The following is a 15,972-nucleotide window of genomic DNA, read 5'->3' on the forward strand; positions in this document are numbered from 1 at the left end:
GATGATCAATTCGCCCCGAGTGTGTATTCAGGTTCAAAGTGTTTACATTGAAGCGCAATCTTCACCTGATAATGAACGTTACGTTTTTTCTTATACCGTAACCATACGCAACCTGGGGCGAGCGCCAGTGCAGTTGTTGGGGCGTTACTGGCTGATCACCAACGGCAATGGCCGTGAAACCGAAGTCCAGGGCGAAGGTGTGGTGGGCGTTCAGCCGCATATCGCCCCTGGCGAAGAGTACCAGTACACCAGCGGTGCGATTATTGAAACACCGATGGGCACCATGCAGGGTCACTACGAAATGATCGATGAAAATGGCGTTCCATTCAGCATCGACATTCCTGTATTCCGACTCTCCGTTCCAATACTCATTCATTAAAATAATATGGCGACATACCTTATTGGCGACGTTCATGGTTGTTACGATGAACTGATCGCATTGCTGCATAAAGTGGAATTTACCCCTGGGAAAGATACCCTCTGGCTGACGGGCGATCTGGTCGCGCGTGGGCCTGGTTCGCTTGATGTTCTGCGCTATGTAAAATCCTTAGGCGACAGCGTGCGTCTGGTTCTGGGTAATCACGATCTGCATCTGCTGGCGGTATTCGCCGGGATCAGCCGTAATAAACCCAAAGATCGCCTGACACCGCTGCTGGAAGCGCCGGACGCCGACGAGCTGCTTAACTGGCTGCGTCGCCAGCCTCTGCTGCAAATCGACGAAGAGAAAAAACTGGTGATGGCTCACGCGGGGATCACGCCGCAGTGGGACTTAGAGACAGCCAAAGAGTGTGCTCACGACGTAGAAGCAGTATTGTCGAGTGACTCCTATCCCTTCTTTCTCGACGCTATGTACGGCGATATGCCAAATAACTGGTCACCGGAATTGCGGGGGCTGGGAAGACTGCGTTTTATCACCAACGCCTTTACCCGTATGCGTTTTTGCTTCCCGAACGGTCAACTGGATATGTACAGCAAAGAATCGCCGGAAGAGGCCCCTGCCCCACTGAAACCGTGGTTTACCATTCCAGGGCCAGTTAGCGAAGAGTACAGCATTGTGTTTGGTCACTGGGCATCGCTGGAAGGAAAAGGCACGCCGGAAGGTATTTACGCGCTGGATACTGGCTGCTGCTGGGGTGGTACATTAACCTGCCTGCGCTGGGAAGATAAACAGTATTTTGTCCAGCCGTCGAACCGGCATAAGGATTTGGGCGAAGGAGAGGTGGTCGCGTCTTAAATCCCGTCGAGCATAAAATCTAATGCTCCTTTAATCAACGTTCGGTGCGCGCTGGCATCGCAAAATTTCGTTCCCAGCGCGTTAACTGGAACAGTGGCAGTCTCATGCGTCATTAGCACATATTCTTTGCCATCTACCAGTAAAAGGATTGGGTTAAGCCGTTCTGGTGGGCGAATACGGCTAAATCGTTCAATAGGTGTTAATGGAATAACGATACGGCGATTAATCTCACCAATAATGTCGCTGGTAACATCGATAACAAAGGGAAACGCGGCGTTCCTGCCGCGACTGCGGTATACCGTAAATTGCATCGCTAGAAGCTCCGGTACTCATCAGAGAAACATCCGGTTTCATCAGCCAATTGATTTAACGCAGCGATAGCTTCTGCGTTCTCTTCACGCCAACGTGTTGCTGCATGTTTTTTAAGTTCAGCATTGAGCGCAACCGTAAGGGTGGCGCTCATATTTAACCCTGCATCACGAGCGCGATTGACTAACTCACGGTCGACGGTGACGGTCACACTTTGTGTGGTACGTTTTGCAGTCATGATATCGTGCTCCTGTACAATTTATACGTCTAGTATACACGGATATCTGCACGTATCAGTGATGCCGGAATTCTAATATACAGAATTACCGCCGCTCCAGAATCTCAAAGCAATAGCTGTGAGAGTTCTGCGCATCGGCGTCGTGGAATTCGCTGAATACCGATTCCCAGTCATCCGGCTCGTAATCCGGGAAATGGGTGTCGCCTTCCACTTCTGCGTCGATATGCGTCAGATACAGTTTTTGCGCTTTGGGCAGGAACTGCTCATAAACGCGACCACCGCCAATCACCATGATTTCTGGTACGTCACCACACGCCGCGATGGCTTCATCCACCGATTTCACCCACGTTACGCGATCGTCCGTACCTGGCTTGCTGCTGAGGATAATATTCTTGCGCCCAGGCAGCGGGCGACCAATGGATTCCCAGGTATGGCGCCCCATAATCACGGGTTTATTTAAGGTGTTACGTTTAAACCAGGCGAGATCGGCAGGCAGGTTCCACGGCATGGCGTTTTCCATGCCGATAACGCGATCTACCGCTAACGCCGCAATCAGACTGATCATTGAGATTTCCCGATAAAAAAAATTGTCGCCACTATACGTAAAGCGTAAACCTTCGTCGACTGGCGTGAGGATGATGTTGAGGAAAATTTTATATTCTGCTGGCGAGTCCACGCTATGCCCCTGGACTCGCCTCATTACAGTTGCGCAAAAACAAACAGTTAGTTGTAAAGCGTGTGCTACATCACACTTTCTGATTACGATGGCTTAGTTTCTGGCTCATCCGCCATGTTGCCGGTATGTTTGCCTTCTTCGGTTCCCTGCCAGCCATGCCGTTGAATTAATGACAGATGTTCGCGATCCTCAGTAATAATCTCGCTTAACATCGCGCTGGTGCGTTTATAGACTGCCGCGCGGGCTTTGGTGTCGTTTTCGCCCATTGCCATCTCTTCCACCATCTGAATATTAAAGCGGCGGAACACATCCGCGCGTTCTCGCGCTTCATATGGCCCAAGACCTAAACTTTCCAGCGCCAGCCGCCCGGTTTTCAGCGCGCCTTCGAAAGTTTCACGCTCCGGCTTTTCAACGCCTGCCTGGCGCAGGCGGATATAGTGATCAACATCGCGGGCACGGGCAATAATCTGCAAATGTGGGAAATGCTCCTTCACCATCTCCGTCAGTTGCAGATTGGTTTGCGGATCGTCGATGGCGTTAATCAGCACTTCTGCTTTCGCCGCTCCGGCAGATTCCAGTAAATCCATCCGCGTGGCATCGCCGTAAAACACTTTCATGCCGAATTTGCGCAACGTTTCGATATGGTCAGGATCGTGATCGAGCACCACCATTTTCACCCCACTGGAGAGCAACAAACGTCCGGTGATCTGCCCAAAACGTCCAAATCCGGCAACAATAACCCGTGGCTGTTCTTCGTCAATCTCATCGGCTTCACGCGCTTCTTCAGTAGAAGATTGCTCAAGGCGATTGAGGATCACCAGCAGAATCGGCGTTGCCGCCATCGACAGCGCCACCGCCAGGGTCAGCGATTTCGCCCACTCCGGCTCCAGCACATTTGCCATCTGCGCCGCACCAAACACCACAAAGGCAAACTCACTGCCCTGCCCTAACAGCACCGCAAACCAGCGACGCTGTTTATTCGGCACCTGTAATGGTCGGGCAATCAGCCACAACATGGCGATTTTGATGATGAGGAAACCAAGCAGCAAAATGACAATGCGTAATGGATTTTCAAGCAGCGTGCCAAAGTCTATCGACATGCCAACGCCAATGAAAAACAGCCCCAGCAGCAAACCTTTGAAGGGTTCGATATCGCTTTCCAGCGCATGACGGTATTCCGAGCTTGCCAGCAGTACGCCCGCCAGAAACGCGCCCATCGCCATCGACAAGCCAACCTCTTCCAGCAACAAACCAAAGCCAAACACGAGGAATAACGCCACGGCACTAAACACTTCCCGCAAGCCAGAGCGGGCAACAAAACGCAGCGCCGGACGCGTGACATAGCGCCCCAGCAGTACCACCAGCACCAGTGCGCCCGCCACTTTTAATGCCGAGAGAGCAAATGCGCCCATCGTCGTCGAGGCACTGCTCGCCGCCAGTAGCGGGATCATCGCCACCAGCGGGATTGCGGCAATATCCTGGAACAGCAGTACCGCAAAGGCGCTGCGTCCCATCTGCGTCACCATTAGGTTACGCTCATTCATCGCCTGCATGGCTATCGCCGTAGAGGAGAGCGCCAGCGTCATGCCGATCAGTTCCGCTACCTGCCAGCGCAGCCCAAGTAACATGCAGAATAGCCCCAGCAGGCCGCCACAAATCACCATCTGCAATGCGCCACCACCGAACACCGCCGCACGCAGCTTCCACAGCCTTTGTGGGTCGAGTTCGAGGCCAATGATAAACAGCATCAGCACCACGCCGATTTCAGCAAAGTGCAGGATAGATTCGGCATCGGTCACCAGCCGCAGCCCCCACGGGCCAATAATGCAGCCTGCGATCAGGTAGCCAAGTACCGATCCCAGACCGAGGCGTACTGCAATGGGTACAATCAGCGCCGCCGAACCGAGGTAGATCAGCGTATGACTATCCATGATGTGCCTCCTGCCATTCCAGCAGACGTTGCTTATAGTGACGCGCCTGCCCTTCGAGGGTTTCGTCGTCACAAATAAAGGTGCAGTGCATGGCAAACGGCGGCAGCCAGTTCAGCCCACAGTAGATCGCCGTCGCCTGTAGCGGCTGCGACAGCACATCAAAGCCCGGATGCGCGCCAATCTCAAAATGGCTTTCCCCGCCGCCGGTCGTCACCGCCCACAGCAAATGTTTGCCATGCAGCGCCGTACCGCCGTGACCGTAAGCCCAGCCGTGCGAGAGGACTTTATCGATCCAAAGTTTAAGGAGCGGTGGAATGCTGTACCACTGCATCGGGTGCTGCCAGACGATCAGATCGGCGCGAGACAGCGCCTCTTGCTCGGCGGCAATATCGATATTGAAGTCAGGATAGAGTTGATAAAGAGAGCGAATTTCGACGCCTTCCAGCGTCCTTGCCTGTTCAAGCATCCGTTTATTCGCATGGGAATGATGCGGATAAGGATGCGCATAAATTATGAGAATCATAGTTAGCCTGCGCGGTGACGCCTTTGTTTTCCACAAAGTGTAGTCACATATTCACGCGGCTTATAGTCAATAATATTGATTCAGAAAAGAGAGAAATCTGAACAAATTACCCCATTCGCTGCCTGCGGATCGTCATATTGCTGGTCTGCGCCAGTGACATCCCACGGGTTTCCGGGGCAAATGCTACGGAAATCAACAAGCCAAACAGCGAGATACCCGCCCCCATCAGCATGGTGCTACTGATGCCGTAATTATTGATAAAGATAGGCAGCGCCCAGGTTGAAACAATGGTGCCAATCCGGCTTAAGGACATAATCACCCCCACGGCAGAAGCGCGGATATCCGTCGGGAAGAGTTCATTAGGATAAAGCCACTGCAAATTACCCGGCCCGCCAGAGAAAAAGGCATACACCGCGAACGCCATCACCACCAGCCAAATCCCCATATCCGGGATCAACCCCAAAACCGCCAGCGCCAGCGTCATCATGGCAAAGCTGCCAATCAACAATGGACGCCGTCCGGCAGTGTTTAGCCACAGCATCGGCGGAATACAGCCGAGCATAAAGAACAGGCTAATCACCACATTTCCCAGCGCCGCATTTTTGCCGACGCCCAGCCCCAGAAGACCAACGATTTGCGGACCAAAGGTGTAAATGGCAAACATTGGGATCACCTGGCAAGTCCAGATGGCGGCAACAAACAGAACAAACGGAAAATGGCGACGGTTAAACAGATCGCGAAAACGGGTTTGCTGTGGCTGCTCTTCATCGAAAGCCACCGGTTCGCCAAACAGTTTGATCATCATCTCTTCGCACTCTTTTACTCGCCCTTTGCGCAGCAGCCAGCGGGGAGATTCAGGCAGTTCGAATCGACCAATCAAAATCAACAAACAGGGGATCGCCGCGCTACCCAACATCCAGCGCCAACCACCTTCCACATCATAAAGCCAGTAGCCGACCAGATCGGCACATGTCGCGCCGACATACCACATGGCGGCAATAAAGCTGATGGAAAACGCCCGCTGACGGGTGCTGGAGAACTCGGTGATCATTGAGGTGGCGATGGGATAATCCGCGCCAATGACAATGCCGATGAGTACCCGCATCACCAGCAGTTCTACGGGGGATGAGACAAACATCGTCGCCACCGATATCACGCCGATGGCGATGATATCAATGAGGAACATTTTGCGCCGTCCGACTTTATCGGAGATATAGCCAAACAGCGATGTACCGACAAACAGCCCGGCGAGCGTTCCCGCGCCCAGCAAGCCAATCCAGTCGGCGTCCAGTTTCAGTGCCGGAGTCAGTTGCTCCAACGCCACGCCAATCATTACCAGTACGTAACCATCCAGAAACGGACCACCGCTTCCCCACAGCAAAATGCGGCGGTGAATAGAGGAGAATTTGAGATCGTCAAAGTTTCTGGACGGTTGCATGGGTTATTCCTGTTTTTTTGCAATGAGAGTCAGTACGGCGTTACGTATCAAACCAACATCAGCCGTAACGGAACTCCACACCAAAGGTGCCGCGCGGGTATTCCCACTGTTCCAGCGCCGACCCCAGCCCCAGAATGCGACAGGTGCCGCACTCCAGACATCCGGCGTAATCGAAGCGCACACTGCCGTCATCCTGCTTCTTGTACAGACCTGCGGGGCACGCTTTCACCAGCAGCTCCAGCGCCTGTTTATCAGCATCGGCCTTCACAACAATGTGCGGATGCTCTTCATCGACATTGAATTTATTGACGCCCAGTTTGACGTCCACATTGACGGGAGAAGTCATAAAACGGTCACTCCTTTCATGCCATCCTTGATTAGATTGATGAAGCCCACTTTCTTGCCGTGGCGGAGGATTTTCTTGCGCATCAGTTCCGGCGCGCTGCCGTCAATGGTGAACAGGTCACGCGCCACACCCACCGCCAGTTCCGGGTAGCCGCTAAACATGCGTGGGTTATCAAGGAACGCTGGTAGTTTTTGGTACATGCGCATATCGCGCAGCGGACCACTCTCCAGATGTTGACGATATTCCGCCAGTTTTTGCTTACTGAAATCGTCGCTTTTCATCGCTGAAAGCACGGTTTTTGCTGCTGCTTCCCCAGCGGCAATCGCCAGATCCATCCCGCGAATGGTAAAACCGAGGTTCATACACATTCCGGCGGCATCACCGGCAATCAGCACGCCGTCACCGACCAGTTCCGGCAACATGTTGATGCCCGCTTCCGGCACGACGTGAGCAGAATATTCCACCAGCTTGCCGCCCGCGATCAGCGGTGCAACTGCCGGATGCTGTTTGAAATCTTCCAGCATTTGCGGCACCGATTTTTTTGCGTCATGCAGATGATGCAAACCACAAACCAGCCCCAGCGACAGGGTATTTTCATTGGTATAAAGGAAGCCACCGCCCATCAGGCCATCGGTGGGGGAACCCGCAAACAGGCAAGCCGCGCCCTGATTACCCTGCAACTGAAAACGGTCTTCGATAACCGACTTCGGTAACTCGATCAGTTCCTTCACGCCAACCGCCACATCCGTCGGTTTAACGCGTTTTGCCATCCCCAGCTTTTCGGCAAGGATGGAGTTCACCCCGTCAGCAAGGATCACCGTTTTTGCTTCAATCACATCGCCATCGGCTTCTACGCCGACAACTTTGCCATCGCGCTGTACGAGGTTATCGACGCGGATCCCGGTAATTAACTGCGCGCCCGCTTCTTCAGCCTGCTCCATCAGCCAGGCATCAAATTTACTGCGCAAAACGGAGTAAGAACGCTGGGATGGCGAGGTTTCGTCGCCATTGCAGTAGTCCATGGTCATCGCTGACTTTTCCGTCATAAACGCGAGTTTTTCATGGGTGATCAGGCGTTCTACGGGGGCGGATTCGGCGAAACCTGGAATAATGTGTTCCAGACTGTGGGCATAGAGACGCCCGCCGGTGACGTTCTTGGCACCTGCGGAATTGCCACGCTCGATAACTAACACTTGCGCCCCTTCGCGGGCGAGCACCAGTGCGGCAACCGAACCGGCAAGCCCTGCACCGACGATGATGGCGTCAAAGATATCTTCGGACATAAGAACTCCCTGTCAGCGGCAGAGCCGAAATGCAGCCCTGCCAGAGTGGATCAACGCGCTAAAGCTGCGGTCAGCGCCGGAAGGATCTTCACGGCGTCGCCAACAATGCCGTAATCCGCGTACTGGAAGATCGGCGCATTTTTATCTTTATTGATGGCGAAAATGGTTTGCGACGCGTTAGCGCCAACCATGTGCTGGATCTGCCCGGAGATCCCCACAGCCAGGTACAGTTCAGGTTTCAGCATCAGGTTGGAGATACCGACATAGCGTTCGTGCTCCATCCATTTTTCGTTTTCTGCCACCGGACGAGAACAGGCCAACTCCGCACCTATCGCCTTGCAAAGCTGTTCTGCCAGCGCAATGTTATCTTTGCTGCCAATACCGCGACCGACGCTGACCACCAGGCGGGCTTTGTCGAGATCGACGCTGTTGCTCTGGCGCGCCTGGGTTGCCGTGCGGGTAATCGCCACAGCCGGAGCCTGCCACTCCACGGAGTGCGTTTCGCCAGTGCGTGACGCGTCCGGCTGAGCCGCATCGAACGTGCCGCTGCTGATGGTCAGTACCGCATACGGCGAGGCAATACGTTCTTCGCCAATCGCCAGACCGCCGTAAACCATGTGTTTCACTGCCGCTTTACCGTCCTGCACACTGACGGCGCTGGCATCGTTAGACACCGCCGCTTTAAGGCGGTAACCCAGTTTCGCCGCCAGTAATTTGCCGCGACGGGTGTTTGGCAGCAGCACCAGGCCGTCTGCGCCGTGCTGGCGAATAGTGTCAGCCATGACACTGGCGTAATCTTCGATCATCCGATCGTCCGGTTTGCCGCTTAATTTCCAGACATGATTAGCGCCAAGCTGGATTGCCTGTGCGCCGTCGGCATCACTCAGGACAAAGGTATTGATTTGATTAGCTAAAGTCTGCGCACCGTTCATCAGTTCCGGCAGACGAGAAGGGGTATCGCTGAATACCCAGACTTGAGAAAACGTGTTCATAGCATCCCCTGTAATTAAATGACTTTGCGAAGATTTTCAGCAAATGCGGCGATCTGTTCTTCGCCGTCGCCTTCAATCACGATGCGTTGACGCTCGCGCTGTTTCGGCGCGGCAACCTGTTGTTCAGACCAGGCTGCCTCTGCGTTAAAACCGATATCCGCCGCCGACCACACCTGAACCGGCTTTTTCGCCGCGCCGAGAATGGCTTTCATCGAAGGAATTTGTGGGGCGTTGATATCAGTGGAAACAGCAACAACCGCAGGCAGCGGAATGCTTAACGTTTCTGTTTCATCTTCCAGTTCGCGCTCAACGGTGAGGGTATCTGCCGTCAGGGAGAGGATTTTGCTGACGCCGTTAACGGCCGGAATATTGAGGATTTCGCCCACCAGCAACCCAACCTGCTGGGCATAAAGGTCAGAAGAACCATCGCCGCAGAGGATCAGATCAAAGCCTGCTTTCTGGGCAGCCGCAGCCAGTGCGGTTGCAGTTTGTTGCGGCAGTGCCTGCTCGAACTGATCATCAATCACTACAATCAGTTCATCCGGGCCGCGCGACAACACATCTTTACGCCCTTTGGCGTTGGTCAGGGCTTTACCGCCCACACTTAAGGCCGTCACCTGCGCCTCTGCCGCCTGCTGTTTTAACTGGCAAGCCGCTTCAATAGCGTTCAGATCGTATTGGCTTATTTTGGCATCGGCTTTACTGAAGTCTAATGAACCATCAGCATTATTGATCGCAATATCCTGTTCATCAGGCACGCACTTATAGCAAGTAATAATCTTCATTGCATCTCCAGAAATCATGAAGGAAACGTCGTTCATATCGGTGGTGTTAATTACAGATATCACGCCCTTTAATTTGGAAATAAAACTTTAATCACCAATATTGAAAATGTCACACGCAGATAAATCCAACTTTCAATATTGTTAAGTTCCTCACCAATATTGAAAACACGGCGTAGAAAAAAGAAATTTTCAATATTGTTTTATGGATCACCAATATTGAAAGTCAGATGCTATTTTTTTACTCACAATCAAGCATAATAAATTGATTAACAAGGAATATTTACATCAAAACACCTTGCTTTCACCCGATAGAAAAACGTGACTACCATCACAGAATACGGCTAACTGAATACCCATTATGAGTTAGCCATCAACGCGTTCACGAGGTTAATAATAATTATATTAAATGTTAACAAAAATAAAACAAACGGGAACGCAAAATAAATATTCGTTTTCACAGTGGAATTAACTCATGAAAGATGAAAAGAGAAAAACGGGAATAGAACCGAAGGTATTCTTTCCGCCGTTAATAATCGTTGGCATACTTTGCTGGCTTACAGTCAGAGATCTGGATGCGGCGAATGTCGTTATTAATGCCGTATTCAGTTACGTCACCAATGTATGGGGATGGGCATTTGAATGGTATATGGTGGTGATGCTTTTCGGCTGGTTCTGGCTGGTGTTTGGCCCGTATGCCAAAAAGCGTTTAGGTAACGAACCACCGGAATTTAGCACCGCCAGTTGGATCTTTATGATGTTCGCCTCCTGTACGTCTGCTGCCGTACTGTTCTGGGGCTCTATTGAGATCTACTACTACATCTCCACCCCGCCGTTTGGCTTAGAACCGAACTCGACAGGAGCGAAAGAGTTGGGGCTGGCTTACAGCTTGTTCCACTGGGGACCTCTGCCGTGGGCCACTTACAGCTTCCTTTCAGTCGCCTTCGCTTACTTCTTCTTTGTCCGCAAAATGGAAGTGATTCGCCCCAGCTCCACCCTGGTGCCGCTGGTAGGTGAAAAACACGCCAAAGGGTTGTTCGGCACTATCGTCGACAACTTCTATCTCGTCGCCTTGATCTTCGCGATGGGCACCAGTCTGGGCCTTGCCACGCCGCTGGTGACCGAGTGTATGCAATGGTTGTTTGGCATTCCGCATACCCTGCAACTGGACGCTATCATCATTACCTGCTGGATTATCCTCAACGCCATTTGCGTCGCCTGCGGTCTGCAAAAAGGGGTACGTATCGCCAGTGACGTGCGTAGTTACCTGAGCTTCCTGATGCTGGGTTGGGTATTCATTGTCAGCGGTGCCAGCTTCATCATGAACTACTTCACCGATTCGGTGGGGATGTTGCTGATGTATCTGCCGCGCATGTTGTTCTATACCGATCCTATCGCCAAAGGCGGCTTTCCGCAGGGCTGGACCGTGTTCTACTGGGCATGGTGGGTGATTTACGCCATCCAGATGAGTATCTTCCTCGCCCGTATCTCCCGTGGTCGTACCGTGCGTGAACTGTGCTTCGGCATGGTGCTGGGACTAACAGCGTCCACCTGGATCCTGTGGACCGTACTCGGCAGTAACACTCTGCTGTTGATGGATAAAAACATCATCAACATTCCGAACCTGATCGAACAGTACGGTGTGGCGCGCGCCATCATCGAAACCTGGGCCGCTCTGCCGCTCAGCACCGCCACCATGTGGGGCTTCTTCATTCTCTGCTTTATTGCCACCGTTACGCTGGTTAACGCCTGCTCTTATACCCTGGCGATGTCCACCTGCCGCGAAGTACGCGACGGCGAAGAACCGCCACTGCTGGTACGTATCGGCTGGTCAATCCTGGTTGGCATTATCGGCATCGTTCTGTTGGCGCTCGGCGGCCTGAAACCGATTCAAACCGCCATTATCGCCGGAGGATGCCCGCTGTTCTTCGTCAACATTATGGTGACGCTCTCCTTTATTAAAGACGCGAAACAGAACTGGAAAGATTAATTAACCCCCAAAATATCAAGAGGTTGAAAGATGGATTTTAATTTAAATGATGAGCAGGAACTGTTTGTCGCCGGTATACGTGAACTGATGGCCAGCGAAAACTGGGAGGCCTATTTTGCCGAGTGTGACCGTGACAGCGTCTACCCGGAACGTTTTGTCAAAGCACTGGCGGATATGGGTATCGACAGCCTGCTAATCCCGGAAGAGCACGGTGGTCTGGACGCGGGATTCGTCACGCTTGCCGCTGTGTGGATGGAACTGGGGCGTCTGGGGGCGCCAACCTACGTGCTGTACCAGTTGCCGGGCGGGTTTAACACCTTCCTGCGCGAAGGCACACAAGAGCAGATCGACAAGATTATGGCGTTCCGTGGCACGGGTAAGCAGATGTGGAACTCGGCGATTACTGAACCGGGCGCTGGCTCCGACGTGGGTAGCCTGAAAACGACTTATACCCGTAGAAATGGTAAGATTTATCTTAATGGTAGTAAGTGTTTTATTACCAGCAGCGCCTACACCCCGTACATCGTGGTGATGGCGCGCGACGGGGCTTCTCCGGACAAACCTGTCTACACCGAATGGTTTGTTGATATGAGCAAACCGGGCATCAAAGTGACCAAACTTGAGAAGCTCGGTCTGCGTATGGATAGCTGCTGTGAAATCACCTTTGACGATGTGGAACTGGACGAGAAAGACATGTTCGGTCGGGAAGGTAACGGCTTTAACCGCGTCAAAGAAGAGTTCGACCATGAACGTTTCCTGGTAGCCCTCACCAACTACGGTACTGCGATGTGCGCCTTTGAAGATGCGGCGCGCTACGCCAACCAGCGCGTGCAGTTTGGCGAGGCTATTGGTCGTTTCCAGTTGATTCAGGAAAAATTCGCCCACATGGCGATCAAATTAAACTCCATGAAAAACATGCTGTATGAAGCAGCGTGGAAAGCAGACAACGGCACCATCACCTCTGGCGATGCAGCGATGTGCAAATACTTCTGCGCCAATGCGGCATTTGAAGTTGTGGATAGCGCAATGCAGGTGCTGGGCGGTGTCGGGATTGCGGGCAACCACCGCATCAGCCGCTTCTGGCGTGACCTGCGTGTAGACCGCGTCTCCGGGGGATCTGACGAAATGCAGATCCTGACGCTGGGTCGTGCGGTGCTGAAGCAATACCGCTAAGTCCGTGCGCTGCCTGATGCGACGCTGACGCGTCTTATCAGACCTACGGGAGCACGAATGTAGGCCGGATAAAGCGTTTACGCCGCATCCGGCAGTCATGCGCTACATAAATTTTTCAGGAGCAAATAATGGATCATCTACCCATGCCGAAATTCGGACCGCTGGCCGGATTGCGCGTTGTCTTCTCCGGTATCGAAATCGCCGGACCGTTTGCCGGACAAATGTTCGCAGAATGGGGCGCGGAAGTTATCTGGATCGAGAACGTCGCCTGGGCCGACACCATTCGCGTTCAACCGAACTACCCGCAGCTCTCCCGCCGTAATTTGCACGCGCTGTCGTTAAATATTTTCAAAGATGAAGGCCGCGAAGCGTTTCTGAAATTAATGGAAACCACCGATATCTTCATCGAAGCCAGTAAAGGCCCGGCCTTTGCCCGCCGTGGCATTACCGATGAAGTCCTGTGGCAGCACAACCCGAAACTGGTTATCGCTCACTTGTCCGGTTTTGGGCAGTACGGCACCGAGGAGTACACCAACCTTCCGGCCTATAACACCATCGCCCAGGCCTTCAGTGGTTACCTGATTCAGAACGGTGATGTTGACCAGCCAATGCCTGCTTTCCCGTATACCGCCGATTACTTCTCCGGCCTGACCGCCACCACGGCGGCGCTGGCGGCACTGCACAAAGTGCGTGAAACCGGTAAAGGCGAAAGTATCGACATCGCCATGTATGAAGTGATGCTGCGCATGGGTCAGTACTTCATGATGGATTACTTCAACGGCGGCGAAATGTGCCCGCGCATGACCAAAGGTAAAGATCCCTACTACGCCGGTTGCGGTCTGTATAAATGCGCCGACGGCTACATCGTGATGGAACTGGTGGGCATTACCCAAATTGAAGAGTGCTTTAAAGATATTGGCCTCGCACATCTACTCGGTACGCCGGAAATCCCGGAAGGCACTCAGCTTATCCACCGTATCGAATGCCCTTACGGACCACTGGTAGAAGAGAAACTCGATGCCTGGCTGGCAGCACATACCATCGCAGAAGTTAAAGAACGCTTTGCCGAACTGAATATCGCCTGTGCCAAAGTACTGACCGTACCGGAACTGGAAAGCAATCCACAGTACGTCGCCCGTGAATCGATCACTCAGTGGCAAACGATGGATGGCCGCACCTGCAAAGGGCCGAACGTGATGCCGAAATTCAAAAATAATCCCGGTCAAATCTGGCGCGGAATGCCATCGCACGGCATGGACACGGCAGCCATTTTGAAAAATATCGGCTACAGCGAAAACGACATTCAGGAGTTGGTCAGCAAAGGTCTGGCCAAAGTTGAGGATTAAACGCGTGGCGCCAGTTGGCTTGACTGACTAGCGCCCGCCAATAACAAACGAACAAAATGGATAGAGGTGCAATGGATATCATTGGCGGACAACATCTACGTCAAATGTGGGACGATCTGGCGGACGTTTACGGCCATAAAACGGCGCTGATTTGTGAGTCCAGCGGCGGAGTCGTTAACCGGTACAGTTATCTTCAGTTAAATCAGGAGATTAACCGCACGGCAAACCTGTTTTATACGCTGGGGATCCGCAAAGGCGACAAGGTCGCGCTGCATCTGGACAACTGCCCGGAATTTATCTTTTGCTGGTTCGGGCTGGCAAAAATTGGCGCGATTATGGTGCCGATTAACGCCCGCCTGCTACGCGAAGAGAGTGCGTGGATCCTGCAAAATAGCCAGGCGTGCCTGCTGGTGACCAGTGCGCAATTCTATCCCATGTATCAACAGATTCAGCAGGAAGATGCCACGCAGCTACGGCACATTTGCCTGACCGATGTGGCGCTTCCCGCTGATGATGGCGTCAGTTCGTTTACTCAACTGAAAGATCAACAACCTGCCACCTTGTGCTATGCGCCGCCGCTATCGACCGACGATACGGCGGAAATTCTCTTTACCTCCGGCACCACTTCCCGACCGAAAGGGGTGGTGATTACCCATTACAATCTGCGCTTCGCCGGATATTACTCCGCCTGGCAGTGCGCCCTGCGTGACGATGACGTCTACCTGACGGTGATGCCTGCGTTTCATATCGACTGCCAGTGTACTGCGGCGATGGCGGCGTTTTCTGCCGGAGCCACCTTTGTGCTGGTCGAGAAATACAGCGCCCGCGCCTTCTGGGGACAGGTACAGAAGTATCGTGCCACCGTCACCGAATGTATTCCGATGATGATCCGTACCTTGATGGTGCAGCCGCCTTCTGCGAACGATCGACAACACTGCCTGCGGGAAGTGATGTTTTATCTCAACCTGTCGGAGCAGGAAAAAGACGCTTTTTGTGAACGCTTCGGCGTTCGCTTGCTGACGTCTTATGGGATGACGGAAACCATCGTCGGCATTATCGGCGATCGCCCCGGCGATAAGCGTCGCTGGCCGTCGATTGGTCGGGCGGGGTTTTGCTACGAAGCGGAAATCCGCGACGATCACAATCGTCCGCTCCCGGCAGGTGAGATCGGCGAAATTTGCATTAAAGGCGAACCAGGGAAAACCATCTTCAAAGAGTACTTTCTCAACCCGCAAGCCACTGCGAAAGTGCTGGAAGCCGATGGCTGGCTGCATACTGGCGATACCGGATACCGCGACGAAGAGGGCTTTTTTTATTTCGTCGATCGTCGCTGCAACATGATCAAACGCGGCGGAGAAAATGTCTCCTGCGTGGAGCTGGAAAATATTATCTCCGCCCATCCGAAAATTCAGGATATCGTGGTTGTTGGTATTAAAGATTCTATTCGCGATGAAGCCATTAAAGCGTTCGTGGTACTGAATGAAGGTGAAACATTGAGCGAAGAGGAATTTTTCCGCTTCTGCGAACAAAATATGGCGAAATTTAAAGTGCCATCTTATCTGGAGATCAGAAAAGATCTGCCACGTAATTGCTCGGGGAAAATAATCAGAAAGAATCTGAAATAAACATAATGGCAGGGAATTATCCTGCCAGCTAATAATCACGTTCTAAAAATAAATGCATTCTTTGCAGGGATGTTGTCGTCCCTGAA

16 protein-coding genes are annotated in these 15,972 nt (G+C 52.7%); 6 read left to right on the forward strand and 10 right to left on the reverse strand.

Annotated elements, in window-relative coordinates:
- Position 1: 1 nt before the first annotated feature.
- Both apaG and apaH read left to right on the forward strand, forming a co-directional pair.
- A complete protein-coding gene (gene apaG / locus HEN21_RS06385) occupies positions 2–379 on the forward strand; it encodes a Co2+/Mg2+ efflux protein ApaG (RefSeq protein WP_000610905.1) in 378 nt (125 codons plus the stop codon).
- A 6-nt stretch (positions 380–385) separates the two neighbouring features.
- Positions 386–1,234 (forward strand): bis(5'-nucleosyl)-tetraphosphatase (symmetrical) ApaH, encoded by an 849-nt coding sequence (apaH, locus tag HEN21_RS06390; protein ID WP_176252544.1) that lies wholly within the window; start codon positions 386–388, stop codon positions 1,232–1,234.
- Here apaH and HEN21_RS06395 read toward each other — a convergent pair.
- The 10 genes from HEN21_RS06395 to HEN21_RS06440 form a co-directional block, all read right to left on the reverse strand.
- Positions 1,231–1,545, reverse strand: a complete 315-nt coding sequence (locus tag HEN21_RS06395) for a CcdB family protein (protein WP_001160966.1) — start codon at positions 1,543–1,545, stop codon at positions 1,231–1,233. The genes apaH and HEN21_RS06395 overlap by 4 nt on opposite strands.
- 2 nt (positions 1,546–1,547) lie before the next feature.
- Complete coding sequence (locus HEN21_RS06400; protein WP_000125566.1) at positions 1,548–1,781, reverse strand: type II toxin-antitoxin system CcdA family antitoxin; 234 nt, start codon at positions 1,779–1,781, stop codon at positions 1,548–1,550.
- A gap of 85 nt (positions 1,782–1,866) precedes the next feature.
- A complete protein-coding gene (gene folA / locus HEN21_RS06405; protein ID WP_024191058.1) occupies positions 1,867–2,346 on the reverse strand; it encodes a type 3 dihydrofolate reductase in 480 nt (159 codons plus the stop codon).
- A 194-nt stretch (positions 2,347–2,540) separates the two neighbouring features.
- Entirely contained in the window at positions 2,541–4,388 is a 1,848-nt protein-coding gene (kefC, locus tag HEN21_RS06410; RefSeq protein WP_176252545.1) for a glutathione-regulated potassium-efflux system protein KefC, read from the reverse strand.
- The gene (kefF, locus tag HEN21_RS06415; RefSeq protein WP_000600737.1) at positions 4,381–4,911 is read right to left on the reverse strand and encodes a glutathione-regulated potassium-efflux system oxidoreductase KefF; all 531 of its coding nucleotides are present in this window, start codon (positions 4,909–4,911) and stop codon (positions 4,381–4,383) included. The genes kefC and kefF overlap by 8 nt, the downstream gene beginning before the upstream one ends.
- 106 nt (positions 4,912–5,017) lie before the next feature.
- On the reverse strand, positions 5,018–6,349 hold the full coding sequence (locus HEN21_RS06420) for an MFS transporter (RefSeq protein ID WP_105287014.1): 1,332 nt from the start codon (positions 6,347–6,349) through the stop codon (positions 5,018–5,020).
- A 58-nt stretch (positions 6,350–6,407) separates the two neighbouring features.
- Positions 6,408–6,695, reverse strand: coding sequence for a ferredoxin-like protein FixX (fixX, locus tag HEN21_RS06425; protein WP_000203741.1), 288 nt, complete (start codon positions 6,693–6,695; stop codon positions 6,408–6,410).
- A complete protein-coding gene (locus HEN21_RS06430; RefSeq protein ID WP_001287739.1) occupies positions 6,692–7,978 on the reverse strand; it encodes an FAD-dependent oxidoreductase in 1,287 nt (428 codons plus the stop codon). The genes fixX and HEN21_RS06430 overlap by 4 nt, the downstream gene beginning before the upstream one ends.
- Before the next feature lie 50 nt (positions 7,979–8,028).
- Positions 8,029–8,970 carry an electron transfer flavoprotein subunit alpha/FixB family protein gene (locus HEN21_RS06435; RefSeq protein WP_176252546.1) on the reverse strand — a complete coding sequence of 314 codons (942 nt, stop codon included), beginning with the start codon at positions 8,968–8,970 and terminating at the stop codon, positions 8,029–8,031.
- Positions 8,971–8,984: 14 nt separating this feature from the next.
- A complete protein-coding gene (locus tag HEN21_RS06440; RefSeq protein ID WP_176252547.1) occupies positions 8,985–9,755 on the reverse strand; it encodes an electron transfer flavoprotein FixA in 771 nt (256 codons plus the stop codon).
- A 472-nt stretch (positions 9,756–10,227) separates the two neighbouring features.
- Here HEN21_RS06440 and caiT point away from each other — a divergent pair, with 472 nt between their 5' ends.
- From caiT to caiC, 4 genes are all read left to right on the forward strand, one after another.
- Positions 10,228–11,742 (forward strand): L-carnitine/gamma-butyrobetaine antiporter, encoded by a 1,515-nt coding sequence (caiT, locus tag HEN21_RS06445; protein ID WP_000650972.1) that lies wholly within the window; start codon positions 10,228–10,230, stop codon positions 11,740–11,742.
- A gap of 30 nt (positions 11,743–11,772) precedes the next feature.
- A complete protein-coding gene (gene caiA / locus HEN21_RS06450; protein WP_000347117.1) occupies positions 11,773–12,915 on the forward strand; it encodes a crotonobetainyl-CoA dehydrogenase in 1,143 nt (380 codons plus the stop codon).
- Positions 12,916–13,043: 128 nt separating this feature from the next.
- The gene (caiB, locus tag HEN21_RS06455; RefSeq protein WP_063086537.1) at positions 13,044–14,261 is read left to right on the forward strand and encodes an L-carnitine CoA-transferase; all 1,218 of its coding nucleotides are present in this window, start codon (positions 13,044–13,046) and stop codon (positions 14,259–14,261) included.
- A gap of 71 nt (positions 14,262–14,332) precedes the next feature.
- Complete coding sequence (gene caiC, locus HEN21_RS06460) at positions 14,333–15,886, forward strand: crotonobetaine/carnitine-CoA ligase (RefSeq protein ID WP_105285270.1); 1,554 nt, start codon at positions 14,333–14,335, stop codon at positions 15,884–15,886.
- Positions 15,887–15,972: the final 86 nt, after the last annotated feature.

This window comes from Escherichia sp. 93.1518 (assembly GCF_013368915.2).
Lineage (GTDB): Bacteria > Pseudomonadota > Gammaproteobacteria > Enterobacterales > Enterobacteriaceae > Escherichia > Escherichia ruysiae.

What these genes read in the sequence shown, in the direction of transcription:
- HEN21_RS06400 (WP_000125566.1), bottom strand. Translation starts at nt 1,781, where the DNA reads ATGACTGCAAAACGTACCACACAAAGTGTGACCGTCACCGTCGACCGT.
- caiC (WP_105285270.1), top strand. Translation starts at nt 14,333, where the DNA reads ATGGATATCATTGGCGGACAACATCTACGTCAAATGTGGGACGATCTG.
- HEN21_RS06430 (WP_001287739.1), bottom strand. Translation starts at nt 7,978, where the DNA reads ATGTCCGAAGATATCTTTGACGCCATCATCGTCGGTGCAGGGCTTGCC.
- HEN21_RS06420 (WP_105287014.1), bottom strand. Translation starts at nt 6,349, where the DNA reads ATGCAACCGTCCAGAAACTTTGACGATCTCAAATTCTCCTCTATTCAC.
- folA (WP_024191058.1), bottom strand. Translation starts at nt 2,346, where the DNA reads ATGATCAGTCTGATTGCGGCGTTAGCGGTAGATCGCGTTATCGGCATG.
- HEN21_RS06395 (WP_001160966.1), bottom strand. Translation starts at nt 1,545, where the DNA reads ATGCAATTTACGGTATACCGCAGTCGCGGCAGGAACGCCGCGTTTCCC.
- HEN21_RS06440 (WP_176252547.1), bottom strand. Translation starts at nt 9,755, where the DNA reads ATGAAGATTATTACTTGCTATAAGTGCGTGCCTGATGAACAGGATATT.
- HEN21_RS06435 (WP_176252546.1), bottom strand. Translation starts at nt 8,970, where the DNA reads ATGAACACGTTTTCTCAAGTCTGGGTATTCAGCGATACCCCTTCTCGT.
- caiT (WP_000650972.1), top strand. Translation starts at nt 10,228, where the DNA reads ATGAAAGATGAAAAGAGAAAAACGGGAATAGAACCGAAGGTATTCTTT.
- caiA (WP_000347117.1), top strand. Translation starts at nt 11,773, where the DNA reads ATGGATTTTAATTTAAATGATGAGCAGGAACTGTTTGTCGCCGGTATA.
- kefF (WP_000600737.1), bottom strand. Translation starts at nt 4,911, where the DNA reads ATGATTCTCATAATTTATGCGCATCCTTATCCGCATCATTCCCATGCG.
- apaH (WP_176252544.1), top strand. Translation starts at nt 386, where the DNA reads ATGGCGACATACCTTATTGGCGACGTTCATGGTTGTTACGATGAACTG.
- fixX (WP_000203741.1), bottom strand. Translation starts at nt 6,695, where the DNA reads ATGACTTCTCCCGTCAATGTGGACGTCAAACTGGGCGTCAATAAATTC.
- kefC (WP_176252545.1), bottom strand. Translation starts at nt 4,388, where the DNA reads ATGGATAGTCATACGCTGATCTACCTCGGTTCGGCGGCGCTGATTGTA.
- caiB (WP_063086537.1), top strand. Translation starts at nt 13,044, where the DNA reads ATGGATCATCTACCCATGCCGAAATTCGGACCGCTGGCCGGATTGCGC.
- apaG (WP_000610905.1), top strand. Translation starts at nt 2, where the DNA reads ATGATCAATTCGCCCCGAGTGTGTATTCAGGTTCAAAGTGTTTACATT.